Here is a 23988-nt window from a genome sequence, read left to right as displayed (position 1 = left end):
GATGCTTCATGATATCCGGAGCCACTGGACAGCTCCAAGAAGGGCGCGCCCGTTCCGGAAACGGAGCTGGAGGCAGGATTGGATACGCGCTGTTGTACATCGTGCTGATCGGCGTAGCCGTATTCCAGCTGTTCCCGCTCGTATGGCTGCTGCTGTTCTCTTTGAAAAACAATCAGGAAGTATTCGATCTTCCGCCTCTGTCCCTTCCGATGAATCCGCGCTGGGAGAATTACGAGAAGGTATGGAGCGCCGGCAACATCAGCGTTTATTTTCTGAACAGCGTGTGGATCACCGTTGTCGCGACTGCGCTTACGGTCATTCTGGGAAGTCTCGTCACCTTCGCGATTACGAGAATGAAATGGAAGGGCAGCTCATTCGTGCTCGGGTTGTTTATGGTGGCCATGATGATTCCGGTTCACTCCACCTTGATTCCGCTGTTCAGCATTTTTAACAAGGCCGGTTTGACCGATCATCCGGTTTCTTTGATATTGTCGTACGTGGCTTTCAATATGCCGATCACGATCATGATTCTGCTCGGATTCTATTACACGCTGCCGAAGGAAGTGGAAGAGGCGGCGGTCATGGACGGCTGTTCGGTTCACCGGGTCTTCTTCCGGATCGTGCTTCCGATGACGGGCTCGGTGCTGGCGACGACTGCCATCATTAACATGATTTATAACTGGAACGAATTTATCTTCGTGAACACGTTCATCAGCTCGGATATGTTCAAGACGCTGACCGTCGGCGTCCAGAACTTTATCGGTCAGTACACGACCGATTGGGGCGCTATCGGCGCAACCCTGATGATCAGCATTTTGCCGATCCTGCTGATGTTCCTTTTCCTCAGCGATCGTATCGTGGAGGGCATTGCGGCGGGTTCTGTTAAAGGTTAAGTTTCTTCGAACTCATTAATATTCGGATAAAAAAAACAAGCCGTTTCAAGGGATTTCTTGGAGCGGCTCGTTTTCTATTGCATAATGTTTGGCTTGCAGGGCCGCTTGCCATAAAAAAAGCATCCCAAGGTTGGATTAACCTTGCGGATGCCCCGTACATGATGAAACTAACTTTTGCCTGCCGAAGCCTGTCGTTTAAACCCATCCCAATGCCCGCGCCGCCTTGGCGACCAGGAAGGTCACGCCGATGGCGATGGCCGTCGGAATGGCAAAGGACAGGAACGTCCACTTCGCGCTTTTCGTTTCCTTCCAGATGTTGACGAGCGTGGTTCCGCAGGGGTAATGGAGCAGCGAGAACAGCATCATGTTCAGCGCGGTCAGCCAGGTCCAGCCTTGGTCCAGGAAGATTTGCTTGAGGGCAAACATATCCTCCACCTCCGTCAGGGAGCCTGTTGCCAAATATCCCATCAGCAGGATCGGCAGCACGATCTCATTCGCGGGAAGCCCGATGATAAAGGCCATCAGAATGAAGCCGTCAAGTCCGAGCGCGCGTGCAAACGGGTCAAGGAAGCTTACAAAGTGAATCAGGATGCTGGAATCCCCGACGTAGATATTGGCCAAAATCCAGGTCAGCACGCCTGCGGGCGCTGCGACGATGATGGCTCTGCGCAGGACATAAATCGTTTTGTCGAGCGTAGACCGGAGTATGGTATTCAGGATTTTCGGTTTGCGGTATGGCGGCAGCTCCAGCGTGTAGTGGGAAGGAACGCCTTTCAATGCCGTCTTCGATAATCCCCATGACACCGTAAGCGTGACAACGACGCCGATCAACACCATGCCCATGACAACGGAGGCGGTCACGAGCGTCTGGGCTCCTCCCGAAAAGCCGGCCGCCATGAACAAGGAAGCCAGCAGGATCAAAGTCGGCCAACGACCGTTGCAGGGCACGAAGTTGTTGGTCAGAATGGCGAGCATCCGCTCCCGCGGCGATTCGATAATCCGTGTCGACATAATGGCGGCCGCATTACAGCCGAATCCCATCGCCATGGTGAGGGACTGCTTGCCGTGCGCTCCCGTTTTTTTGAACAGTCGGTCCAGGTTAAAGGCTACCCGCGGCAAATAGCCGTAGTTCTCGAGAAGCGCGAAGGCCGGGAAGAAGATGGCCATGGGTGGCAGCATCACGCTGACAACCCAAGCGGTCCCCCGGAACAACCCGAGTATCAGCACGCCATGGAGCCAGTCGGGAGCATGGATGGCCTGAAAAGCCAGGGTCAGGTATCCTTCAACCCAGCCAAAGAAACTGGCCAGCATGGAAGAGGGCACGTTTGCCCCGGCGATCGTCAAGTAAAAAATAACGCCGAGCATGGCCAGCATGATCGGGAATCCCCACAGCTTGGAGGTGAAGATGCGGTCCAGCCGCTCGGAACGGTACAGCAGCTCCCGGTTGGTTACGGTGACGGCGTCGCTGCACAGCTCCCGGGATTTTTTGAATAACTCGCCCACGATGTCTTCCCGGACATCCTCAACCTGATCAGAAGGAATGGCCGCTGTTAGAGCTTCCAAGCGCTTTAGCTGTTCCAAGTGAAATCCCCCCTTTATCCGCGGCCTTTAATCTCTCTTTCAACGTCGCAATCAGCTTGCGGTCTCCGTCGAGAAAGCGGATGGCCAGCCATCTGGCCGGATATTCGTCTCCGACAACGTCTCGTAATTGGGACTCTAATCCCGAAATTTGCGCCTCCAGCTGTTCGTTGTATTTCATCCGGTAGGGCTTAGTCGGAGTCTGTCCCGAGGACATCAGCAGCAGCTGTTCGGACAATACGTCCAGCCCCTCGTTGTTTCTGGCCGATATGGGAATGACGGGAACGCCGAGCTGATCCGCCAGCTTGCGCGCGTTAACCTGGATTCCTTTTTTCTTCGCTTCGTCCATCAGATTCAGGCAAACGATGACGCGGTCGGTCATTTCCAGCACTTGAAGGGCCAGGTTAAGGCTGCGCTCCAGCGCGGTTGCATCCAGGACCAGGAGGGTAACGTCCGGTTTCTCGAAAATAATATAATCGCGCGCCACTTCTTCATCGGCCGAGTTGGAGAACAAGGAGTACGTCCCGGGCAGATCGATGAACTGGAAGCGGGCGTCTTTGTATTCGTAATGGCCGCTCGCGAGACTGACCGTTTTGCCGGACCAGTTGCCGGTATGCTGCTTCAAGCCGGTGAGCGCATTGAAAAGCGTGCTTTTTCCCGTGTTCGGGTTGCCCGCCAGCGCGACGGTATACGTTCTCATGATGATATCACCTTACCCCATATTAACTGGCTCTCTTCTTTTCTTAACGCAATGACGGTGCCTGCTACTCTATAAGAGGTAGGATCTCCGAGCGGGCTGGCCTTCAGCACTTCGATGACGGAACCCGGAACGAAACCGAGGTCCAGAAGCCGCCGTTTATGTTCGCCGCGGATATCCACCTGTTCAATCAAAAATCGCTCTCCGAGAGCTGCCTGATGCAGATGCTGCCGATGTTTTGTCTCATCCATAAAGTTTAACCTCTCCCTAATAAATTGGGCCGAGCATATATTGTTTCCTTGAAGCAACTTTATGCCTATAGTATGACCGAATGCGTGTATTGTCAACTGGATTCATCCGATATTTATTCCGGTTTCATGCGGATGGTCCCCATGCAGCTTCCCTTGGAACTTCCATTTTATGCTTGAAAGGGAAGCAAGATGCGTGTAATATTTATATATGAGCAACTATTCATATAAATAAGGGGGATTCCTATATGGTTTGGGATGTTATCGTAATCGGAGCGGGACAGGCGGGATTGGCATCCGGCTATTGGCTGCAGCAGGCGGGGATGAAGTTTCTGATGCTGGATCGGGGATCGGAGGCGGGGGAGGTTTGGAAGACGCGGTATGATTCCCTGAAATTGTTCACGCCCAGAACGCATAGCGCGCTATATGGGATGGATATAGAGGGGGATCCGCACGGGTTCCCGGATAAAGATGAAGTGGCTTCCTATTTGAAATCCTATGCGGCACGGTTCAGGCTGCCCATTCAGTTCGCGACGAATGTAACATCGGTCCGCAAGGAAGGTGGAATGTTTATCGTCGATACCGATCGCAAAAGCTTCCATACCAAGGCGCTTATTATCGCAACCGGACCGTTTCAGCAGCCTAGAATCCCTGCGTTTGCAGCCTCTGTTCCGGGGGATGTTCTCCAGCTGCACTCGTCCGAGTACAAGAGGCCTTCCCAGCTTCAAGAGGGCGATGTGCTTGTCGTTGGCGGCGGAAACAGCGGGGCGCAGATCGCGGTGGAATTGTCCGGGGACCGGGAGACGTATTTGGCGCTTGGGCAGCCGCCGCGGTATTTGCCAATGGCTCTTTGGGGGAAGGGGATGTTCTGGTGGCTGGACAGGCTCGGCGTTCTCTCAGCCAGCAGTTCCTCCTGGGTGGGACGCAAGCTGAGGGGCATGGGGGACCCGATTTTCGGATATGAATTGAAACAAGCGGTCAAGTGCGGTAAAGTGGTGTTGAAAACGAGAGCCGTTGGTGCCGGCGCTTCCGGCATGCGATTCGAGGATGGGACGGCGCTCAAGGTCCGGAACATCGTCTGGGCTACCGGCTTTGCTGCCGGCTATGATTGGCTTTATATAGAGCAAGCGTTGGATCGCAAGAAGGCACTTATTCATACACGCGGCATCAGTCCGGTGAAGGGGCTGTATTATGTAGGCTTGCCTTGGCAGACGCATCGGGGCTCCGCGCTGCTGGCAGGAGTTTCACGGGATGCCCGCGAAATCGTTCAAGCCATTATGGAGAAGAGGGGATAAGTTTATGGAAAAAGAACACCATGAGCTGCTGCACGAAGACCAGGCCATGGAAGCGTCACGACTCCTGAAGGCCATTTCGGATCCGACGCGGATCCGGATTCTTCATTTGCTCTCACAGGAAGAATGCCCTGTCGGTCATATTGCCGAGGTGCTTGGCATGAGTCAGTCGGCGGTATCCCATCAGCTTGGCTATCTGCGAAGTTTGAGACTGGTCAAATACCGAAGGGACGGAAATATATATTATTACACGTATGAAGATGAGCATGTTATCGGGATTTTGCAGCAGGTGTTGGACCATATCTCTCATTAGAACATCCCGTCCTATTGAGGCTTGACATTCCGGCCGCACGGCTGTAATGTATTGGAAAATGAAATTCTGTGAATAACCATCATCAAGGACATGAGAATGCAAGATTCGGCGAGACAGAGAGGAAGCCCACGGCTGAAAGGCTTCTCCCCGCCAGGCTGCATTCTTCCTACCTTGTAGTTGCCCGCCGTAACCAAGCGGCGCCGGTTTGGCCCGTTACCGCCGCATGAAGCATCTTGCTAGAAGCGTCCAGACGGTCTGCAAGATGGAATCAGGGTGGTACCACGAGCACATTCGTCCCTAGGAGGCGAATGTGCTTTTTTTGCGTGCGGCTGGTGCTTATTCATGGATAGTAGAAGAAGGAGTATGAGGAAGATGCGGCAAAGCCAATTATTGATGACCACGATGCGCGATGTGCCGTCCGAGGCGGAAGCACTGAGCCATCAATGGATGCTCCGCGGCGGATATATCCGTCAAACGGCGGCAGGGATCTATTCGTACCTGCCGCTGGGCTGGCGGGTCTTGCGGAAGATCGAAGCGATCATCCGGCAGGAAATGGACGCAGCAGGCGGGCAGGAGCTTCTCATGCCCGCTGTCCAGCCCGCCGAGCTGTGGAAGGAATCGGGCAGATACGACGTATACGGCGCGGAGCTGATCAGGCTCTATGACCGCCATGACCGTGAATTCGTGCTTGGACCAACCCATGAAGAAGTGATTACGTCCATCGTACGCCAGGAGATTTCCTCGTACCGGAAGCTGCCGGTCAACCTGTACCAGATTCAGAGCAAATACCGGGATGAGCGACGCCCTCGTTTTGGTCTGCTCCGGGGCCGGGAATTCCTGATGAAGGACGCGTATTCCTTCGATCGGGACTGGGAGGGACTGGACGCGTCCTACCGGAACATGTATGACACGTATGAGCGAATCTTTAGCCGCTGCGGTCTGATGTTCCGGGCGGTGGAAGCCGATGCCGGCGCGATTGGCGGACAAGGGGAGACCCATGAATTCATGGCACTGGCCGACATAGGGGAGGATACCGTTGTATCCTGCAGCGATTGCCGTTATGCGGCGAATTTGGAACGTGCGGAGTCTGCGGCTCCGGGAGAGCCTGATGCCATGCGGGATTCCGTAAAAACCGGCGGCAGCTCAGCTATGGAGCGCATATTCACTCCTGGAGTGAAGAGCATTCAGGAACTGACGGATTTCCTCCAGGTCGGTGCGGAGCAATTGATGAAGACGCTGATTTACCGCGTGGACGGTGAACTGGTTGCAGTGCTTGTCCGTGGGGACAGGGAAGCAAACGAGACCAAGGTGAAGTCCTACTTGGGAGCAGAAGCTGCGGAAATGGCGAGTGCCGAAGAGGTCAAACAGGCGACAGGGGCACCTGTCGGGTTTGCGGGACCGGTTGGCTTACAACTAAAGATTATGGTCGATCATGAAGTGGCCGCCATGCCGGAGGGCATTACCGGTGCGAACCTGGAGGACACCCATCTGAAGGGGGTCCGCCCGGGACTTGATTTCTCGCTGGATTACGTCGGCGATTTCCGGAATGTGACGGAAGGAGAGCCTTGCCCGCGCTGTGGAGCACCGCTGCAGTTTCATCGCGGGATTGAGCTCGGGCATGTTTTTAAGCTGGGAACCAAATATAGTGACGCCATGAACGGCAAGTACCTGGATGCCGACGGCCGGGAAAAACCTCTGATCATGGGATGCTACGGTATCGGCGTTTCCCGCGTCATGGCGGCCATTGCCGAACAGCGAATTTCGGATGGACGTTTGGTCTGGCCGATGTCCGTCGCTCCGTTCAGGGTCCACATCATTCCGGTTGCGGTGAAGGATGAGACCCAGATGCAACTGGCCGAGCACATCTACCGCGAGCTGAGCGGTGCTGGTCTTGAGCCTCTTTTGGACGACCGGGACGAACGGGCCGGGGTCAAGTTTAAGGATGCCGACCTTGCGGGCGCTCCGCTGCGCATCATCGTCGGGCGCGGTGCGGCTTCGGGGGAGGTTGAATGGATGGGCGAGGATGGAATCAAGTTTAGCATGCTTGCCGAGGAAGCAATCCAGCGTTCCCGCGAGGAGGCAGCCCGTCAGCTGAAGTGAATGCTGTGGAGCCTCTAAGTATGAGGCCAATTATTCATGAAGTTGGAGGATGATGAGAAGGAATGAACTTGGAAGATCATGAAGTTGCAGAACGTGCAATTCCCGGAGATGGATTTCGTGAATCGAAAACAGAAAGTGCACAACTTTCAAGTCTCTAATAACGACTTACAGGATGGATAATGGAGCGTACGCAGCTCCTAGCTCAAGTGAACCTAGATTTCCTTAAAAGGAGAAGGCATCCCCAAGGTTGTATGACTTTAGGGGATGCTTTTTCGTTTATGAAGATGGTTCGTTTGCTAATAAGCCATAAGGAGCCGACCAGATGTTTAACGCTTTATGATGAAGTAGCATGAAGCAGCGGAGCGAACGAATCGATTCCGGAAAAGCGGCAGCGGTCCGCCTTTGCCATCGGATTTTTACAATCATTAAATACAGTAAGAAAAATCCGAGGGCAACAGCGATTGGAGGAACGATACGTACGCGCAGCGTCCTTTAATGAGACATAGTAACCCGCTCACATCAATCATTGAATCCTTGTACTAACATTGCTGCTACTCTGACACCTTATCTTTCCGTGAAATCGACACTTCGGCAAGGCGAGCAAACAAACCACCGCAGCCTTCTATACATATCCCGATTACAAGCTTATGATGAAGGAGTCGGATAATAAGTCATACTGCGGACGGAGGTTACATCTACGATGAATCAGGAAGAAAAGGGCTCCAGCCCGGATATTCATTATATAGAAGAGCATCAGCTCAGTCAGGTGAAAATTGCACTGTCCAACCCGTTACGATGGGTGAACAGCTATGTGCTGCGGGGAGATGACGGGGTGACCGTCATTGATCCGGGGCCGCGCACGGCTTCCTCGGAGCGGGAATGGCTGGCGGCGATGGAGCAGCTGGAGATGGATTTCAGCGACATCGTCTCCGTCGTGCTGACCCATCATCACCCGGACCACTACGGGCTTGCCGGGTGGTTTCAGGAACGTTCTGGAGCGAAGGTGTGGATGTCAGAGCGGGCGCATCGGGAAGCGATGCTGATGTGGGGAGCGGATTCCTCGATGGATCGTGCGCTCCCCGAGTTCTTTCGGCAGCATGGCATGCCGGAAACCAAGCTTGCCCTGCTGCCGGAGCATCTGAACAGCTTCTTTCCCCAAGTCGCGCCGCAGCCGGAGATCTCGTTCATCGGGGAGGACCTGCCGTTCCGGATGGGGAACCGGATCTGGATGCCGGTGCAAACGGCCGGCCATGCGCCGGGGCATCTGTCGTTCTTCCATGCGGACAGCGGCGTCCTGTTATGCGGCGATGCCGTGCTGCCGCAAATCTCGCCTAACGTGAGCCTGGTGCCCGGAAGCGACGCCGAGCCGCTGGCACTTTTCCTTGCAGGGCTGCGCCGCCTGCGGGAGCTGCATGTCCGGACGGCGTATCCCGGACACCGCCACCCGTTCACGCATTTCCGTGAACGGATCGACGCGCTCCTCCTCCATCACGAGGAGCGCCTGACCACCATCGCCGGCATGCTGAGCGCTGCCGGACGGCTCACCGCCTACGAGGTCTGCACCGCCCTCTTCGGCGATAAGCTCGGCATCCACCAGCTGCGCTTCGCCATGTGCGAAGCGCTGGCCCATCTCGCCGAGCTGGCCCGGCGCGGAGAAGCCGCGATGATCGAAACCGGGGACGGAATGTGCTATTTTTCTGTACGGAAACCGCCGCATTCCTGATATAATCAAGACATGAATAAAACCGTCTGCTTGTACGTTGGCTTCCATCATGCGTAGAAAGGGCGGTTTTTTGTTTAATAGATTCAGAAGGCTACATAATGGAGCATCCGATATTTTGAAGTGACCCTTAGGCTGCTGGCGTAACGGCCGCGATCAGGATGCTTGGCAAGTGTCTCCATGGCCTTTTTTAGAGAAGAGAAGGCAGGCGATACCTAAGATGGGGGCGGCCTTCCCTCATTCGAGTCAGAGTTTCTCTCTACCCCGCATATAGTTGATGTACCTTTGCTGTTTGGCAAGGCATTCCCTCAAGCGCTTTTTTCTTTAACACTGATCACCATGATCCACCCGCCATTTTTCGTATCGAAGCGTTCCCTTGGTTCACTCTGCAATTTTCATGTTATAGGATTCGTATCTCATTAAGCCCCTCAAAGGAGAATCTGTCATGAAGAAAAAAGAAGTAGTCGCGATGCTGCTCGCAGGAGGTCAAGGCAAACGGCTGAAGGGCCTGACCAAGACGCTGGCCAAACCGGCCGTTTATTTTGGGGGTACATACCGGATCATTGATTTTCCGCTGAGTAACTGCTCCCATTCGGGAATCGACACGGTCGGGGTACTCACCCAGTATGAGCCTCTGGTTCTGCATTCCTACATTGGCGTAGGAAGCGATTGGGATATGGATCGGCTGAATGGGGGCGTTTTCGTGCTCCCGCCGCATGAACGCGAGGACGGGACGACCTGGTACCGCGGGACGGCGGATGCGATCTTCCGGAATCTCAAGTTTATCGACCAGTACGATCCCGAGCACGTTTTGATTTTGTCGGGTGATCACATCTATAAGATGGATTACGACCTCATGCTGGCTTACCACAAGGAGAAAGATGCCGATTGCACCATCTCCGTCATCGAAGTAAGCCTGGACGAAGCGAAACGGTTCGGCATGGTGAACACGGATGAGGACTACCGGATTTTCGAGTTCGAGGAGAAGCCGGCGCATCCGAAGAGCACAACGGCTTCCATGGGCGTTTATCTGTTTCGCTGGAAGCTGCTGCGTTCTTATTTACTGCAGAATGCGGACCTTCCGGATACGAGCCATGATTTCGGCAACGACATTCTGCCGAGGATGCTCGCGGACGGCAAAACGCTGTATGCTTATCCGTTCGAAGGGTACTGGAAGGACGTCGGTACCATCGAGAGCTTGTGGGAAGCCAATATGGATCTGCTGAGCGAGCAGCCCAAGCTGGATCTGAACGATCCGCTGTGGCGCATTTACACCCGGAATCCGAATCAGCCGGCAGAGTATATTTCTCCGAACGGCGTCGTCCGGAACAGCATGATCAACGAAGGCTGCACCGTGTGCGGCGAGGTCGAGCATTCGGTCCTCTTTTATGGCGTGGAGGTGGGGGAAGGCAGCGTCATTACCGATTCTGTCATCATGCCCAAGGTACGCATCGGCAGCCATGTTCGCATACACCGGGCGATCGTGACCGAGGACATGGTCATTCAAGATCATGCCCGGATCGGTCCGCCGCCGGAAGATCCATCCCAGATCGTGCTTGTAAGCAGTCATGATGAAGACGTCCTGAAGCTGCTTCAATCGTCTTCGTCCCACAATAATCAAGGTTAGGACGGGTGCGCAGATGAGAGAACTCATGGGTATTATAAATTTGGAGCATGAACGGGATGTGCTGAGTGAATTGACGTATTACCGGTGCGGGGCCGCCGTCCCTTTCGCGGGAAGGTACCGTCTGATCGACTTTGTGATGTCCAATATGATGCACGCGGGCATTGAGGATATCGCCCTGTTCGTTCGCAGGAAATACCGCTCCTTGATGGACCATCTGGGCGAAGGGCGGCCGTGGGATATGCATCGCAAACGGGGCGGCCTGTTCATACTTCCGCCGGATTGGAACGATGAAACGGATGTGTCCGCCGGCGAGCTGCGGCATATTTATAACAATCTCGATTTTTTTGAGCGGGGGGCGGCGAAGTTTATCGTGCATTCCGGCAGCCAGCATATCAGCACGGTGGATTTGAACGAGGTGTACGAGTACCATCTGGAGCAAGGCGCCGACGTAACGCTCGTGTATACCAGGGTGAATGCACCGAGGGAGGAGCATCGTTCCTGCGTCCGCCTGGAAGTTGACGAGGACGGCATGGTCACGGACATTCATTATGAACACAAGCATGATGCGGTATATATGGAAATGTTCGTGATGGAGAAATCGCGCTTTCTCGAGATGGCCGATCATTGCATCGCCCATGGCGGCAACAACTTTTTTCGGGACGCGATCATGCAAAACCGGCACAAGCTGAACATTGCGGGATATGAATACCTCGGATATCACGCGGTGATCAACTCCCTGGAAAGTTATTACCGCACGAGCATGAACCTCCTGAATCCGAAGGCGTATAACAGCTTGTTCCGCAAGCAGGCGGTCCACACCAAGATCAAGTACGAGGTTCCCGCCAAATACCTGAATTCGGCCGATGTAAGCAATGCGCTGGTCGCCAACGGCTGCCAGATCGACGGGGAAGTGAAGAACAGCATTCTGTTCCGCGGGGTACAGGTGAAGCGGGGCGCAAGCATCCATAACTCCATCATTATGCAAAAATGCGTCATCGGCGAAAACGTAAGGCTCGAGAACGTCATACTCGATAAAGATGTGTTCATCTCTCGCGACCATAAGCTCCAAGGCGATTTTCGCAAACCTTTTGTCATTGCCAAGGACATTTCGATCTGATCCTAAAATAAAACGATCCGTCAGGAGGAACTTTCTTTTGTTTAACAACAAGGAAACATTCAAGCAGGTCTTTACGGAGCAATTGGTGAGTCGGTTGGGGAAGGGACTTGAGGAAGCAACGGCTGAGGATGTTTACAAAATCATCGGCGGCATGATCCGGGAATATGTCGGACGGGAATGGGCCGATGCCAACCGGAAATACCGGGATACCGGGCAGAAGCAGGTGTATTATTTCTCTCTGGAATTTTTGATCGGCCGGCTGATGGGCAACAATCTGCTGAACCTGGGCGTGCTGGATATGGTCCGCAGCGGCCTTATGGAACTGGGATGGAATTTGAATGAGATCGAGGAGCAGGAGCCGGACGCGGGCCTAGGCAACGGGGGGCTCGGACGCCTTGCGGCGTGTTTTCTCGATTCGTTGGCATCGCTTAGCTATGCAGGCCATGGCTGCGGCATCCGGTATAAGTACGGCCTGTTCGAACAGAAGATCATCGACGGCCATCAAGTGGAGCTGCCCGACAACTGGCTCCAGCGGGGGAACGTCTGGGAAGAACGTCGGGCAGACAAGGCGGTGGAAGTTCGCTTCTGGGGCCGCGTGGAGGTGGACGTGCAGGAGGGGCGGACCGTGTTTCGCACGGCGGACTACGAACGGGTCCTGGCCGTGCCTTATGACGTGCCGGTCATCGGTTACTGCGAGGGGCAGGTGAACACGCTGCGGCTGTGGAGCGCCGAGTCCGCCTCGGATATATCCAGAATCCGTTCGGCCCATCATCATAACAGCTATTATAAATTTTTGGAATACAACCGTTCGGTCGAATCGATATCGGAGTTTTTGTACCCGGATGATTCGGCATACGAAGGCAAGCTCCTTCGCCTCAAGCAGCAGTACTTCCTCTGTTCGGCCGGCGTTCAGAGCATTCTTAGAACGTTCGACAAGCTGGGCAAAACCTATCATGAGCTTCCCGAACATGTTGCCATTCATATCAATGATACCCACCCGACCTTAGTGATTCCGGAGCTGATGCGAATTCTGATCGACGACAAGGGCTTCGGCTGGGATGAGGCGTGGGACATCACGAGCCGGACCGTATCCTATACGAACCATACGCTGCTTAGCGAAGCGTTGGAGAAATGGCCTGCCGGCATGGTCCGTGAGCTGCTGCCGCGCATTTACATGATCATCGAAGAGATCAACAAGCGCTTCTGCGGCATGCTGCTGGACCGTTATCCTGGCGATCATGAGCGCATCTCCCAGCTCGCCATCTTGGAAAGCGACCAGATCCGCATGGCCAATTTGGCGATCGTGGGCAGCTATCACGTGAACGGCGTGGCCGCGCTGCACACGGAGCTGCTGAAGACGCAGGTCATGAAACCATTCTATGAGCTGTATCCGGAGCGTTTCAGCAACAAAACGAACGGGATTACCCACCGGCGCTGGCTGATGCACAGCAACCCCGGCCTGAGTCAATGGATCTGCGATGGTATCGGCGATTCATGGATTACGGATCCGCGTCGGTTAATTCAGCTCAAGGGACTGAGGAACGACTCCGCCTTCCAGCAGGGCATTCAGCGGATCAAACGGAGCAATAAAGAGCGGCTTGCCGATTATATCGCGAATAAACAAGGGATCGCGGTCAATCCCGATTCCATATTCGATGTGCACGTGAAGCGGCTGCACGGCTATAAGCGGCAATTGCTGAATATTTTACGCGTCATGCATGTGTATAACGAGATTAAGGATCAGCCGGGCATGGATCGCGTTCCCCGTACCGTTATTTTTGGCGCCAAGGCAGCACCGGGTTACTATTTGGCCAAAAGCATCATCAAACTCATTAACGTCGTTGCGGATGTCGTGAATAAGGATCCGCAGGTCAATGACAAACTTCAGGTGCTGTTTCTTGAAAATTATTCGGTCTCACTCGCGGAGAAGATTATTCCGGCAGCCGACGTAAGCGAGCAGATTTCCACGGCCGGCAAGGAAGCCTCCGGCACGGGAAACATGAAGTTCATGATGAACGGCGCGTTGACCATCGGAACGCTGGATGGGGCTAACGTGGAGATGTTCGAGCTGCTCGGCAGAGAGAATATGTTCCTCTTCGGATTGGAGCTGGAGGACGTGTTAGCGTATTACAGGACGGGAGCTTATGTATCCAGGGAGCGGTATGAGCAGGACCCGAGAATCGCCCGCGTGCTGAATCAGTTGATTTCCTCGGGCCCGTTCTGCTGCCACGAGCTGGAGTTTGGGCAGATCCTGCAGTCCCTGCTGGACCATAATGACGAGTTTTTTGTGTTAGAGGACTTTGCCAGTTATGTCGCAACCCAGTCGGCCATTGATGATGCTTATTTGAATGCCCGGTCCTGGACCGAGAAGTCGATCGTCAATATCGCGCACTCGGGACATTTCTCGAGCGATAATACGATTCACCGCTATGCATCCGACATCTGGAATGTTTCGCCTGTGAAGGTTGGCCTGAAGGGATAGTCTACGATATCGATGCATATAAAAGAACCTCGTCATAGAAATGGCGGGGCTTTCCATAGGTGCTCTATTGGATTGTTCTTCAACATAACATATGATCGAGACTCGTAAAAATGACTAGATAGATTTTACCGATTGATGTGAAGGGGCAGCCCGATTTTACATGCGGTGACCAGCCTTCTTATAAAGGAAGAAACTCAGCTTTCGGGTCCGAATCCCGGCTGCGTTTCTACCTGCTATCGTCTATGATTCTTTGAAATCAGCCCGTCGGTTCGAAAATGGTAGGTTGCGGTTGCGGATAAGCCGCACTCTTCCGGAAGGCAGGAAAAGGGAGATTCGCACGCTGAGCGAATCTCCCTTTTTGAAGTGGTTTATTCTTTTGGAAGCTCTTCGGTCGTACCGTACAGCTCGATCTCCCGGTCGGCTTGCTTGCGATGGGCGATCCGGCTGCTGGCGGCTGCGGCAACCGCGCCGACGATGTCGTCGAGAAAGGTATGTACGCGGCCGCTTGATTTATCATTCAATTGCTCAAGAATGCCGGGTTTGAGTTTGTCGATATACCCGTAATTGGTGAAGCCGATGCTTCCGTACACGTTAACGATGGAAAATGCCAGGACTTCATCCACGCCGTATAACCCTTCGTCATTGGCGAGCATTTCTTGAAGCGGGGATATAAGGTTGCCTTCCTCGGCTAAAATGTCCAATTGAATGCCGGTTAACACCGCGTTTTGCACTTCACGTTTGCTGAGTACGGCATCCACGTTCTCGATGCACTCTTCCATCGTCAAATTCGGGTAGTATTTTTTCTGAAGGATCATCACCAGCTCCGCGATTTCCTCCAACTTGATTCCACGCTTATGCAGCAGGCTCCGTGTCGCTTCCGCTACCTTCTTGCTGTTCAGGCTGTATGGAATGTTTGAATCGTTTTCTGCCATGATGGAACTCACCTCATTTTCGTGGTTGATGAAGATGCTTACGACGATTGTACTTTTTCCGCACCCCTTTGTCCAGAAAGGGCAAAACTGAGAGTTATTTTTTTGGAAAGGGCTCGTATACATAGGAGTACAACCTGTACAAAAAAATGTTAGGGAGGAACAATACATGAAACGTAATCCACGTACTCTTCGCAGGCTTTCCGCCGCCGGGCTGCTTGCTGTTCCGATCGTGATGTCCGGCTGCGGCATGTTATCCGGGAAGCAATCGGAAGCGATTGACCCGCCGCCTGCGCAAGTGGAGAAGCAGATGCTGAACACGGCCGGATCCACGGCGGCTCAAGGAGACATCGGCATGCAGACAACGGTATATCTTGCGGATGCACGGGGGATGCTGGCACCTGTAACCTTGGGCATTCCGAAGGTGGAGGGCGCCAGCGTGGTGAAGGAATCCCTTGAAGTGCTGGTGAACGGAGGCCGTTACGCGGGCTATGTTCCACAGGGCTTCCAGGCGGTATTGCCTGCCGGTACGCAGGTCCATAACGTGACAGTCGATCCGGAGAGCAAATTGGCGGTCGTCGAATTCAATAAATCATTTGCGGAATATAAAGCGGCAGATGAACGGAGAATCCTGGAGGCGTTGACGTGGACGCTGACAGGACATGAAGGCATCGAGCAGATGCAGGTATGGGTGGACGGCGTCAAACTGACGGAAATGCCGGTCAATCACACGCCGCTGGACCGTCCGCTTTCACGTTCGATGGGAATCAATCTTCAAAAAGCGGATGATGCCTTGTACACGAACTCTTCACCGGTCACGGTCTATTTCTCGTCGGTGACGCCGGAAGGCATTCAGTACTACGTGCCGGTCACAAGACTTGTTCCAACCGGACAAGACGCGGTGAAGGCGGCCTTAAACGAGCTGATTCGCGGACCGCAGTATGGCGACGGACTGGTTGAGGTCATCCCGGATGACACCACCGTTGCGGCGGTTGAAAAAGGGGAGGACGGAGCCGTAACCGTATCGCTTCAGGACAGCATGTTTGAACAGGGAGAGCAGGTTCCGACCGAGCTGCTGCAGGCCGTCGTGCTTACCGTAGCCGAGAATGCGGATGATGCCAAAGTGAAAATCCGGATGAACGATCTCAGGGAGGTGGTTGGAACGGATAGCCGAAATTATAGCGAGCCCGTCAGCCGTCCGGAGTTCATCAACGAAATCTCGATCTGACCGATTCTCCGCCAGCTTTGGGAAATTTCCCCCGCAAAAGGTGCTTTTGTGCCTGCACTTTGGTAGAATAGGGAATGCTAATCAGGATTGCGATAAGAAGTAGGAGGCAGAAAACATGAGATCTAACGGACGTAAGAGCGATGAGCTCCGACCGATGAATTTATCGACCCATGTGAATAAATATGCGGAAGGCTCCGTGTACATCGAGATGGGAGACACCAAGGTGCTGATTACGGCAACCGTGGACGAGAAAGTTCCCCCGTTTCTGAAAGGACAAGGAAAGGGCTGGGTGACGGCTGAATATTCAATGCTGCCCCGCGCAACACAATCCCGCAACCAACGGGAAGCCAATCGCGGTAAACTCAGTGGCCGGACGATGGAAATTCAGCGGCTGATCGGCAGAGCGCTCAGGTCTGTTGTGAATCTGCATGCTCTTGGCGAGCGGACGATTACGCTGGACTGCGATGTAATCCAGGCGGATGGCGGAACGCGGACCACCTCCATTACAGGAGCATTTGTAGCTTTAGCCATAGCTGTAAATAAAATTGCGGAACAACATAAATTAGCGGTATTCCCGATCACGGACTACCTGGCATCCATTAGCGTGGGCATTGCCGGCGGACAGGCGCTGCTGGATCTGAACTATGAAGAGGATTCCAAGGCGAAGGTGGACATGAACCTGGTCATGACCGGAAGCGGCAAATTCGTTGAGGTTCAGGGAACCGGCGAAGAGAGCCCGTTTTCCCGCGAGGAGCTGGATCAGATCCTGGAGCTGGGAGAACAGGGGATCCGCGAGCTTATCGAGCGTCAGCAGGAGGCGCTTGGCCCGATTGCGGCCAAGATCGGTTCCGTGAATGCGAGCACCGGAGTCTGATTCCATGAAACTGACACTTGGAGATACACTCATTGTAGCTACACGCAATCAGGGGAAAGTCAAGGAATTCGCGCATGCTTTTGCTGCTTTCGGCACGGATGTAAAGAGCATGTACGATTACCCTGATCTGCCTGATGTCGTTGAGGATGGAGCAACCTTTGCAGCCAATGCATTCAAAAAAGCCAAGGAAGTCGGCGACGCACTGGGATTGCCTGTGCTGGCCGATGATTCCGGATTGTGCGTGGATGCGCTGAACGGCGCGCCCGGCGTTTATTCCGCCAGGTATGCGGGTGAGCATGGCGCGGACGAGGACAATAACGAGAAGCTGCTCGGCGAGCTCGAACGGTTAAGGCTCGGCGAGGACACCGAGCAGCCCCTGCTAAGTCCGGCCCGGTTCGTCTGCGTTCTGGTGCTGTATGATCCGGTCTCGGGAAAAAAGCTCGAGGCGGAGGGGAGCGTAGAAGGTTGGATCACTTCGGATCCTGCCGGAGCGGGCGGTTTTGGGTATGACCCGCTCTTCTATTTGCCAAGCCATGAGAAGACGATGGCCGAGCTTTCCCTGGAGGAGAAGCAGGAGATCAGCCATAGGGGAAAAGCGCTGCGAAAGCTTGTAGCGGACCTGCAGGCGCTTAATTGATATACCATTCGCGAAAAAACCATACCGGCATGTGCCGGTATGGTTTTTTTGATTTGTCGAAGTCTATAAGGACTTAACGAATGGATACGTTATATTCTTTGAGCCAGAAATGAACCTGGGCCAGGTAGGCAAACAGCTGCGGACCTGACATCAATTGGCCGAACCAAGGCAGATTGGAGGAAGCATCCGGCGAAGATGCCAGCTCCCGGATCCGGGCGGTATCGATGAGCGGCAGGAGCGGCGAAGAAGGATCGTCCAGAATGGACAGCACCTGTGCTTTGACGGCCGCCAGATAGTTCGGATTATGGGTTTTTGGATACGGGCTTTTTTTGCGGTACAGAACGTCATCCGGCAGCACGCCTTCAAGGGCCTTGCGCAGAATGCCCTTTTCCCGGTCTCCTGTCGTTTTGATGCTCCAAGGGATGTTCCACACGTAATCGATTAGGCGGTGATCGGTATAGGGTACCCGGACTTCCAATCCAACGCCCATGCTCATCCGGTCCTTGCGGTCAAGCAGGGTTGGCATGAAGCGGGTGATATTGAGGTAAGACATGATCCGCATTTTGGCCTGCTGCCCGGTCTCCCCGTCCAGCTTAGGCACTTCGGCTACCGCATCGGAGTAGCGGTCTCCGAGGTATTCCAGCGGCTTGATCCAGTCCCGGATTTCGGCAGACAGCAGCCCGGCTCTCATATCCGGCGCGACGGACCACGGAAAGGTACCGGAATTGAGCATTTCTTCCCGGTGGAACCAAGGGTAACCGCCGAATATTTCATCAGCGGCTTCACCGGATATGGCGACGGTTGCGCCTTTTTTAATCTCGCGGCAGAAGAGAAGCAAGGAAGCATCCACGTCGGCCATGCCCGGAAGATCCCGTTTTTGCGTGGAGACATCCAGCGTTTCTACCAGTTCGGGCGTGTCGAATTCGATCCAATGGTGGTTCGTGCCCAGCTCCTCGTGCATCCGTTTAATCCATGGCGCATCCGCTCCCGGCTGGAAGGAATGGGACTTAAAGTGTTTGTTGTTGTCCACATAATCCACGGAGTAGGTGTGCACTTGTCCTTGGCCCGTCCGCTTGTAGTAATCGACGGCCAGCGAGGAAAGCGCGCTGGAATCGAGCCCGCCGGATAACAGGGAGCAGACCGGTACGTCGGAGACCAGCTGACGCTCCACGGTGTCGCGGAGAAGATCGCGAAGGAAGCTTGCCGTTTGGTCGGCATCATCCTCGTGGGGTTTGCTTTCCAGCTTCCAATAAGTATACTTGCGCAAGCCTTCCCGGTTAAAGATCATGGCCATGCCGGGCCGGAGCTCCGATATGTCCTTGTAGACGCCATGTCCAGGGGTACGCGCCGGGCCGATAATAAATACTTCCGCAAGCCCTTCGGCCCCTACGACGGGCTCCACCTTCGGATGCTGCAGCAACGCTTTCGGTTCCGAGCCGAATACAAGCGTTCCGTCAATATAGCTGTAGAACAGGGGTTTCACTCCCACCCGGTCCCGAGCCAAAAATACCTGTTCCCGGACGCTGTCCCAAATAGCGAAAGCAAATATTCCATTGAGGCGCTCCAAACACTCGGGGCCCCATTCGATATAGGAGACTAACAAAACTTCCGTGTCGCATTTGGTATTGAAACGATGACCGCGTCGTACCAATTCGTCTTTAAGCTCCGCAGCATTATATAATTCCCCGTTATATACAATGGCATAGACTTCCTCTTCCTGATGAATGATCATCGGCTGAGCGCCATTTTCGGGGTCGATCACGCTGAGTCTTCGGTGACCGAATGCGCACGGGTTGGAAATCCAGGTGCCGGATCCGTCAGGTCCGCGGTGAGCCAAACTTTCTGTCATTTTTACCAGCAGCTGCGAGTCCTGCGTCAAATCGCCGCTCCATTGTATAAAACCGGTTATTCCGCACATGACGGTTCATCCTCTCTTTGTCTTTGTCATACGCTGTCCACTCTTTTTCATCCTACGTCGCCAAAGTGATACAGATATATGCCGAAGGAAGGCATAAAATGTCTGTCCTTTTACGAAAACTAAGAAAGAGGACGAATATCAAAGAGAAGGAGAGATGCGTCCATGGAGAAGTCAACCTATTATGTTTCCGTGCAGAGCCGGTCCGTGCTGACCGACCAGGGAGCGAGCGCTTATGAATGGGAGATCGAAGCAACGCCGGAAGAGGCCGATCAAGTTCGGATTGAGCTGGATATGATGCAGGAGAAGGACGAAGAAGCGACAGGCTACATGTTTCCTTGGCCGGATACGCCGCAACAAAGCGCCAACGCCCTGTTTCAATCTTCCTTGGACAAGGTGTATCGAACCATTTATCAATTGGGTACGCCGGCTACGCGCCAGCAAATGGAAGAGCTGCGGCTGCTCTCCGATTTGACATGAAAATATGAAGGATCGTGCTGTCCCAGTACATCTTGATGAAGGAGAATGTATGATGTATGCAATCAGAGATGCAAAAATCCGCCGGATTACGGAAGTAAACGGCGCCCCGTGCGCAGAGGTAGAAGTCTATCCTGCCGCGGAAGGAGAAAGCGCATTGCTGGCTTATCTGACGCCATCTTCCCCATTGGGAGGCTACGAGCTGGTGAAAATTGTCCGCAGCAACGCCAGCATGGAGGTGGACTGGTTCGACAACAGCATGCATGATGCTTTTGTGGATGCCACGGACGAAGCATTCGAGAACAACGTTCAGTCCACGGCAGAGGAAGACCGCGATGCATTCAAGCAGCAGCTGCTTTCGACAGGCCAGCTATATGAGCAGCTGAACCAGCGGCTCAGCGAAGGCCCTCAATATTTCTAGAGCTTTGACGAACGAAGAGATCTGACCGGATACCATCGGCAGATCTCTTTTTGCATGTGCAGGTTCATCTATGAAAGATTGCATGGGGTTTTTACGCAGTTCTGCAAAAAAGGTCGAACAAAGATAGGTTTCTTGTCGATTTCGATTTCGCTGCGGTAGGGAGTATGGACCATCCGGTATCCTTGTTTACGAAATAGATACAAATAGGGCTTTTCCTCTATATGATTACTGGAGAATCCTCCCTATAATGTTGGATTAGTGTCATCTACTAACATAATGAACAAGGGGAGATTGGAATTGGGCAGATGGAATAAACATATCGTCAAGCTATGGGGAGCGGGATTCCTTGCGTTGTCGCTTACCTTGGGATCCGTGCAAATGCCGGCAAGCGCCGAAGCAACGCAGAACGTTACGGTTCTTGAATCGTCTCATGAGCTCGTGAACGGCAAGATGCGCGTGACGGCGGACATTCGCAACGGAGGAACCGGAGCGGAAGCGGGATTCTATGTTGTCGGTTACGATGCAAACGGCCAAGCGCTCGAGGCAGTCGGTGATTCCGAATATATGATGAGCGACGAAATCGGTACATATGAAGTGGACCTTGACAGCGGCAGCAGCGTCAAGCGGGTGGAAGTGCTCCCGGCAGGACCGGCTGGTGATCAGGCGCGGCTGCTGGCATCCGGATACTATACGAGCAACGGCGTGGTCAACGTTTCTGGCGTCGTGCAGAATTCTACGGTCGGGCACAATGTGGGTATGCTCGCCGTAGGGTATGATGCTTCCGGCAAAGCGGTCGAAGTGACATCGGCGGACAGCTACTTTGGCGGCAGCGATGTCGGCACCTTCGTCGTAGAGCTTAAAGCAGCGAAGCTGATCAAGAGCGTAAAGGTATCGGTCGTTGATCCGGTTGAAGATGCCGTGAAGCTGCTGCAATCCGGCAGCCGCCTGGAGAACGGAAAGCTTATCGTTACCGGTTCGATTCAAAACCGGAATAAAGGCGGGCAGGCCGGCGTCATCGTTGTCGGCAGCAACGCCGGCGGCAAGGTTCTGGAGGTCAACACGACGTCCGGGTATCTTTCATCCAACGAAATCGCGAATTTCCAGGCCGAGCTGGAAGGCGGCAAAGCCATCAGCGACCTGAAGGTGTTCCTGACAGGCAACAGCCAGACGCCTAAAATCATAGCCGAGGGCAGAACGACCATCAACAACAAGCTTGTCATTACGATCGGCGTGGAGAACGGGGATGTGTCGCAACGGATTACCGTGAAATCGACGGCGTACGATGCGAAGGGACGCTCCTTGGGAACCGATACGGACTCCATGTTCATGACCGCCAATGAAACGACGACCTTGCGCATTGATTACGATACTCGGGTCAAAAGTGTGAAGCTGAAATATTATGACCAATCCGGCAGAGAAATCGGAGAAGCGCCGATCCGCATCAAAATCAACGGCCAGCTCCAATCTTATGCGCAGTCGCCGGTGATGGTCGGAGGAAGCGTTCTTGTGCCTATGCGTCCGATCTTCGAATCCCTCGATGCTTCGGTCAAATGGGACCAAAAGACGCAAAGCGTATCCTCCTCCAAAGACTCGACCCAAATCAAGCTGAAGATGGGCTCCAAGCAAGCGGTCGTTAACGGGAAGACCGTCACGCTGGATTCGGCGCCACGGATGGTGAAGGGCACCACGATGGTACCGCTGCGTTTCGTGGCATCCGCGCTGGGCTGTGAAGTGAAATGGGACGGCAATGAGAAAATGGTATTGATTACGACCAAATAATGCGAAAAGGACCATGCGGTAAGCGCATGGTCCTTTTTTATAGGGTAAGTTCAATAAGCGTGCTCCCTCAGCACCTGAATGCCCATGATCACGTTATACACAAAAGCCCCGAAATAGATGATGCCGAACAGAATGAGGTATCCGATGACGGAACCGAAGGAGCCCGAGGTCACGGCCATGTAGATTAACGGGATCGCTGCTATAACGGGGAACAGATGGGAGAACAGGGCGCGGCGTGCGTGCTTGGCTACGTAGGCGTCCGGAGACAGAATCCATACAAGGACAGGGAGGATGAACGGTGCAAAGAAGATGCTGAAATACGATAAAGAGGATAAAAGCTGTCTCATGGTATCACGCTCCTGAAGTCATTCTCATGTTTACATATTACCCAGTAAGCAGGCTCCTGATTCGGTTAGGAGATCAACCCGAAAAAAAGTACTTTGAAAAAAACAAAAGATGCGATATAATATACTTCGTTACTGTTTAAAACATTTTCATACATATATGTCCCAGTAGCTCAGCTGGATAGAGCAACGGCCTTCTAAGCCGTCGGTCAGGGGTTCGAATCCCTTCTGGGACGTAAAAAAAAGACACCGTCATATGACGGTGTTTTTTACGTCCCGTGAGGATGAGAACCCCGAGTTGGGGTTCGTCGGAGCTATGCTTCGGTAGGAATACTTCGCAGTCGGCCTGGAAGGCCGTATCCCGACTGGGACGAAACGTCCGTGAGGATGAGAACCCCAATTGGGGGTTCGCCTGCGCATACGCTTCGTTAGGATTACATCGCAGTCGGCCAGGAAGGCCGTATCCCGACTGGGACAAAACGTCCCGTGAGGATGAGAACCCCGAGTTGGGGTTCGTCGGAGCTATGCTTCGTTAGGATTACATCGCAGTCGGCCAGGAAGGCCGTATCCCGACTGGGACAAAACGTCCCGTGAGGATGAGAACCCCGAGTTGGGGGTTTGCCTGCGCCTATGCTTCGTTAGGATTACTTCGCAGTCGGCCTGGAAGGCCGCATCCCGACTGGGACGAAACGTCCCGTGAGGATGAGAACCCCAATTGGGGGTTCGCCTGCGCCTACGCTTCGTTAGGATGTCGGCCTGAAGGTTTTCTTGCAAACGAAAGGTATTCGTGACACGATTAGAAACAGTGGAGGGGATACATGGGATGAATGACATCACTATGACTTTGGTAAGAGAGACTCACAAGGATCTTCAGGAGCTCATCGCGAAGCTGGACGATTACTTATCGACGTTATACCCGGCGGAAGGGATATTCGGGCTGGATCTGGCCGATCCCAAAGTAAACGAAACGCTATTCGTGGTGGCTTACCATGATGGCCAGCCTGTCGGCTGCGGAGCCATCCGGCCGCTGGATGCAGAATCGGTTGAAATTAAACGGTTTTTCGTGGATGTCCCGTATCGAAATAGGGGAGTAGCTTCCCGGATCCTGCTCTTTCTGGAAGAACAAGCGAAGACGCGGGGCTATCGTTTCTCGCGCCTGGAAACAGGCGAACCGCAGAAGGAATCCGTTCATTTTTACAAGAAGCTGGGGTATGCCCAGATTGAACCGTTTGGCGAATACATCGGGTGCGAATATAGTTTATGTTTTGAGAAGAGTCTGACATCCTAGCCATTTGGTCTTATAATAGAAGAAAAAAT

Annotated in this window: 21 protein-coding genes and 1 tRNA gene; 16 read left to right on the top strand and 6 right to left on the bottom strand. The window is 53.7% G+C overall.

Annotated elements, in window-relative coordinates; translation table 11 throughout:
• The first annotated feature begins 8 nt into the window (after positions 1-8).
• On the top strand, positions 9-893 hold the full coding sequence (locus tag RB297_RS12730) for a carbohydrate ABC transporter permease (protein ID WP_375120629.1): 885 nt from the start codon (positions 9-11) through the stop codon (positions 891-893).
• Positions 894-1088: 195 nt separating this feature from the next.
• Here RB297_RS12730 and RB297_RS12725 read toward each other — a convergent pair whose 3' ends face one another.
• From RB297_RS12725 to RB297_RS12715, 3 genes are read right to left on the bottom strand one after another with little or no spacing between them, the layout of a single operon-like run.
• Entirely contained in the window at positions 1089-2474 is a 1386-nt protein-coding gene (locus tag RB297_RS12725; RefSeq protein ID WP_375120628.1) for a nucleoside recognition domain-containing protein, read from the bottom strand.
• Positions 2425-3171 (bottom strand): FeoB small GTPase domain-containing protein, encoded by a 747-nt coding sequence (locus tag RB297_RS12720; protein ID WP_096775371.1) that lies wholly within the window; start codon positions 3169-3171, stop codon positions 2425-2427. The genes RB297_RS12725 and RB297_RS12720 overlap by 50 nt, the downstream gene beginning before the upstream one ends.
• On the bottom strand, positions 3168-3419 hold the full coding sequence (locus tag RB297_RS12715) for a FeoA family protein (RefSeq protein WP_015733973.1): 252 nt from the start codon (positions 3417-3419) through the stop codon (positions 3168-3170). The genes RB297_RS12720 and RB297_RS12715 overlap by 4 nt, the downstream gene beginning before the upstream one ends.
• Positions 3420-3664: 245 nt before the next feature.
• Here RB297_RS12715 and RB297_RS12710 point away from each other — a divergent pair, with 245 nt between their 5' ends.
• The 7 genes from RB297_RS12710 to RB297_RS12680 all read left to right on the top strand — a co-directional run bounded on the left by RB297_RS12710 (position 3665) and on the right by RB297_RS12680 (position 14067).
• Positions 3665-4711 (top strand): flavin-containing monooxygenase, encoded by a 1047-nt coding sequence (locus RB297_RS12710; protein WP_375120627.1) that lies wholly within the window; start codon positions 3665-3667, stop codon positions 4709-4711.
• Positions 4712-4715: 4 nt separating this feature from the next.
• Positions 4716-5021: an ArsR/SmtB family transcription factor gene (locus tag RB297_RS12705; RefSeq protein WP_375120626.1), complete on the top strand. Its 306-nt coding sequence runs from the start codon at positions 4716-4718 to the stop codon at positions 5019-5021.
• 372 nt (positions 5022-5393) lie between these two features.
• Positions 5394-7121 (top strand): proline--tRNA ligase, encoded by a 1728-nt coding sequence (locus RB297_RS12700; RefSeq protein WP_375120625.1) that lies wholly within the window; start codon positions 5394-5396, stop codon positions 7119-7121.
• A gap of 700 nt (positions 7122-7821) precedes the next feature.
• A complete protein-coding gene (locus RB297_RS12695; protein WP_375120624.1) occupies positions 7822-8844 on the top strand; it encodes an MBL fold metallo-hydrolase in 1023 nt (340 codons plus the stop codon).
• Positions 8845-9286: 442 nt separating this feature from the next.
• Positions 9287-10468 (top strand): glucose-1-phosphate adenylyltransferase, encoded by a 1182-nt coding sequence (locus RB297_RS12690; RefSeq protein WP_375120623.1) that lies wholly within the window; start codon positions 9287-9289, stop codon positions 10466-10468.
• Between the two features lie 13 nt (positions 10469-10481).
• A complete protein-coding gene (gene glgD, locus RB297_RS12685; protein ID WP_213580554.1) occupies positions 10482-11585 on the top strand; it encodes a glucose-1-phosphate adenylyltransferase subunit GlgD in 1104 nt (367 codons plus the stop codon).
• 37 nt (positions 11586-11622) lie between these two features.
• Positions 11623-14067: a glycogen/starch/alpha-glucan phosphorylase gene (locus RB297_RS12680; RefSeq protein WP_375120622.1), complete on the top strand. Its 2445-nt coding sequence runs from the start codon at positions 11623-11625 to the stop codon at positions 14065-14067.
• 368 nt (positions 14068-14435) lie between these two features.
• On the opposite strand, the gene RB297_RS12675 is transcribed toward RB297_RS12680, so the two are convergent.
• Complete coding sequence (locus tag RB297_RS12675; RefSeq protein ID WP_015733980.1) at positions 14436-14999, bottom strand: phosphatidylglycerophosphatase A family protein; 564 nt, start codon at positions 14997-14999, stop codon at positions 14436-14438.
• Between the two features lie 166 nt (positions 15000-15165).
• Here RB297_RS12675 and RB297_RS12670 point away from each other — a divergent pair, with 166 nt between their 5' ends.
• From RB297_RS12670 to RB297_RS12660, 3 genes are all read left to right on the top strand, one after another.
• Complete coding sequence (locus tag RB297_RS12670) at positions 15166-16224, top strand: GerMN domain-containing protein (RefSeq protein WP_375120621.1); 1059 nt, start codon at positions 15166-15168, stop codon at positions 16222-16224.
• Positions 16225-16339: 115 nt separating this feature from the next.
• Complete coding sequence (rph, locus tag RB297_RS12665; protein ID WP_015733982.1) at positions 16340-17098, top strand: ribonuclease PH; 759 nt, start codon at positions 16340-16342, stop codon at positions 17096-17098.
• Positions 17099-17102: 4 nt separating this feature from the next.
• Positions 17103-17735, top strand: a complete 633-nt coding sequence (locus RB297_RS12660) for an XTP/dITP diphosphatase (protein WP_375120620.1) — start codon at positions 17103-17105, stop codon at positions 17733-17735.
• Positions 17736-17808: 73 nt separating this feature from the next.
• Here RB297_RS12660 and asnB read toward each other — a convergent pair whose 3' ends face one another.
• Entirely contained in the window at positions 17809-19653 is a 1845-nt protein-coding gene (gene asnB / locus RB297_RS12655; protein ID WP_375120619.1) for an asparagine synthase (glutamine-hydrolyzing), read from the bottom strand.
• Positions 19654-19815: 162 nt separating this feature from the next.
• Between asnB and RB297_RS12650 the strand changes: the two genes are divergently transcribed.
• The 3 genes from RB297_RS12650 (at position 19816) to RB297_RS12640 (ending at position 22327) form a co-directional block, all read left to right on the top strand.
• Positions 19816-20130, top strand: coding sequence for a hypothetical protein (locus RB297_RS12650; protein WP_375120618.1), 315 nt, complete (start codon positions 19816-19818; stop codon positions 20128-20130).
• Positions 20131-20182: 52 nt separating this feature from the next.
• Positions 20183-20548 (top strand): hypothetical protein, encoded by a 366-nt coding sequence (locus RB297_RS12645; RefSeq protein WP_036662602.1) that lies wholly within the window; start codon positions 20183-20185, stop codon positions 20546-20548.
• Positions 20549-20845: 297 nt separating this feature from the next.
• Positions 20846-22327, top strand: a complete 1482-nt coding sequence (locus RB297_RS12640) for a copper amine oxidase N-terminal domain-containing protein (RefSeq protein WP_375120617.1) — start codon at positions 20846-20848, stop codon at positions 22325-22327.
• Between the two features lie 50 nt (positions 22328-22377).
• On the opposite strand, the gene RB297_RS12635 is transcribed toward RB297_RS12640, so the two are convergent.
• Positions 22378-22674, bottom strand: a complete 297-nt coding sequence (locus RB297_RS12635) for a magnetosome magnetite crystal formation protein family (protein ID WP_015733988.1) — start codon at positions 22672-22674, stop codon at positions 22378-22380.
• Positions 22675-22833: 159 nt separating this feature from the next.
• On the opposite strand from RB297_RS12635, the gene RB297_RS12630 reads away from it, so the two are divergent.
• Positions 22834-22907: transfer RNA gene (locus RB297_RS12630), tRNA-Arg, on the top strand.
• 587 nt (positions 22908-23494) lie between these two features.
• Positions 23495-23959, top strand: coding sequence for a GNAT family N-acetyltransferase (locus tag RB297_RS12625; protein ID WP_096775384.1), 465 nt, complete (start codon positions 23495-23497; stop codon positions 23957-23959).
• Positions 23960-23988: the final 29 nt, after the last annotated feature.

Origin of the sequence: Paenibacillus sp. CR_12 (assembly GCF_041953985.1) — a bacterium.
In the GTDB taxonomy this organism is placed as follows: domain Bacteria; phylum Bacillota; class Bacilli; order Paenibacillales; family Paenibacillaceae; genus Paenibacillus_AQ; species Paenibacillus_AQ lautus_A.
Note: the sequence above shows the minus strand (reverse complement) of the source record. Positions and strands in the feature narration are given on the sequence as shown.

Excerpts from the sequence above, each read along its gene's own strand:
- RB297_RS12645 (WP_036662602.1), top strand. The coding sequence starts at position 20,183 with ATGTATGCAATCAGAGATGCAAAAATCCGCCGGATTACGGAAGTAAAC.
- RB297_RS12715 (WP_015733973.1), bottom strand. The coding sequence starts at position 3,419 with ATGGATGAGACAAAACATCGGCAGCATCTGCATCAGGCAGCTCTCGGA.
- RB297_RS12660 (WP_375120620.1), top strand. The coding sequence starts at position 17,103 with ATGAAACTGACACTTGGAGATACACTCATTGTAGCTACACGCAATCAG.
- RB297_RS12625 (WP_096775384.1), top strand. The coding sequence starts at position 23,495 with ATGAATGACATCACTATGACTTTGGTAAGAGAGACTCACAAGGATCTT.
- glgD (WP_213580554.1), top strand. The coding sequence starts at position 10,482 with ATGAGAGAACTCATGGGTATTATAAATTTGGAGCATGAACGGGATGTG.
- asnB (WP_375120619.1), bottom strand. The coding sequence starts at position 19,653 with ATGTGCGGAATAACCGGTTTTATACAATGGAGCGGCGATTTGACGCAG.
- RB297_RS12700 (WP_375120625.1), top strand. The coding sequence starts at position 5,394 with ATGCGGCAAAGCCAATTATTGATGACCACGATGCGCGATGTGCCGTCC.
- RB297_RS12730 (WP_375120629.1), top strand. The coding sequence starts at position 9 with ATGATATCCGGAGCCACTGGACAGCTCCAAGAAGGGCGCGCCCGTTCC.
- RB297_RS12675 (WP_015733980.1), bottom strand. The coding sequence starts at position 14,999 with ATGGCAGAAAACGATTCAAACATTCCATACAGCCTGAACAGCAAGAAG.
- rph (WP_015733982.1), top strand. The coding sequence starts at position 16,340 with ATGAGATCTAACGGACGTAAGAGCGATGAGCTCCGACCGATGAATTTA.
- RB297_RS12720 (WP_096775371.1), bottom strand. The coding sequence starts at position 3,171 with ATGAGAACGTATACCGTCGCGCTGGCGGGCAACCCGAACACGGGAAAA.
- RB297_RS12635 (WP_015733988.1), bottom strand. The coding sequence starts at position 22,674 with ATGAGACAGCTTTTATCCTCTTTATCGTATTTCAGCATCTTCTTTGCA.
- RB297_RS12690 (WP_375120623.1), top strand. The coding sequence starts at position 9,287 with ATGAAGAAAAAAGAAGTAGTCGCGATGCTGCTCGCAGGAGGTCAAGGC.
- RB297_RS12695 (WP_375120624.1), top strand. The coding sequence starts at position 7,822 with ATGAATCAGGAAGAAAAGGGCTCCAGCCCGGATATTCATTATATAGAA.
- RB297_RS12705 (WP_375120626.1), top strand. The coding sequence starts at position 4,716 with ATGGAAAAAGAACACCATGAGCTGCTGCACGAAGACCAGGCCATGGAA.
- RB297_RS12670 (WP_375120621.1), top strand. The coding sequence starts at position 15,166 with ATGAAACGTAATCCACGTACTCTTCGCAGGCTTTCCGCCGCCGGGCTG.
- RB297_RS12650 (WP_375120618.1), top strand. The coding sequence starts at position 19,816 with ATGGAGAAGTCAACCTATTATGTTTCCGTGCAGAGCCGGTCCGTGCTG.
- RB297_RS12710 (WP_375120627.1), top strand. The coding sequence starts at position 3,665 with ATGGTTTGGGATGTTATCGTAATCGGAGCGGGACAGGCGGGATTGGCA.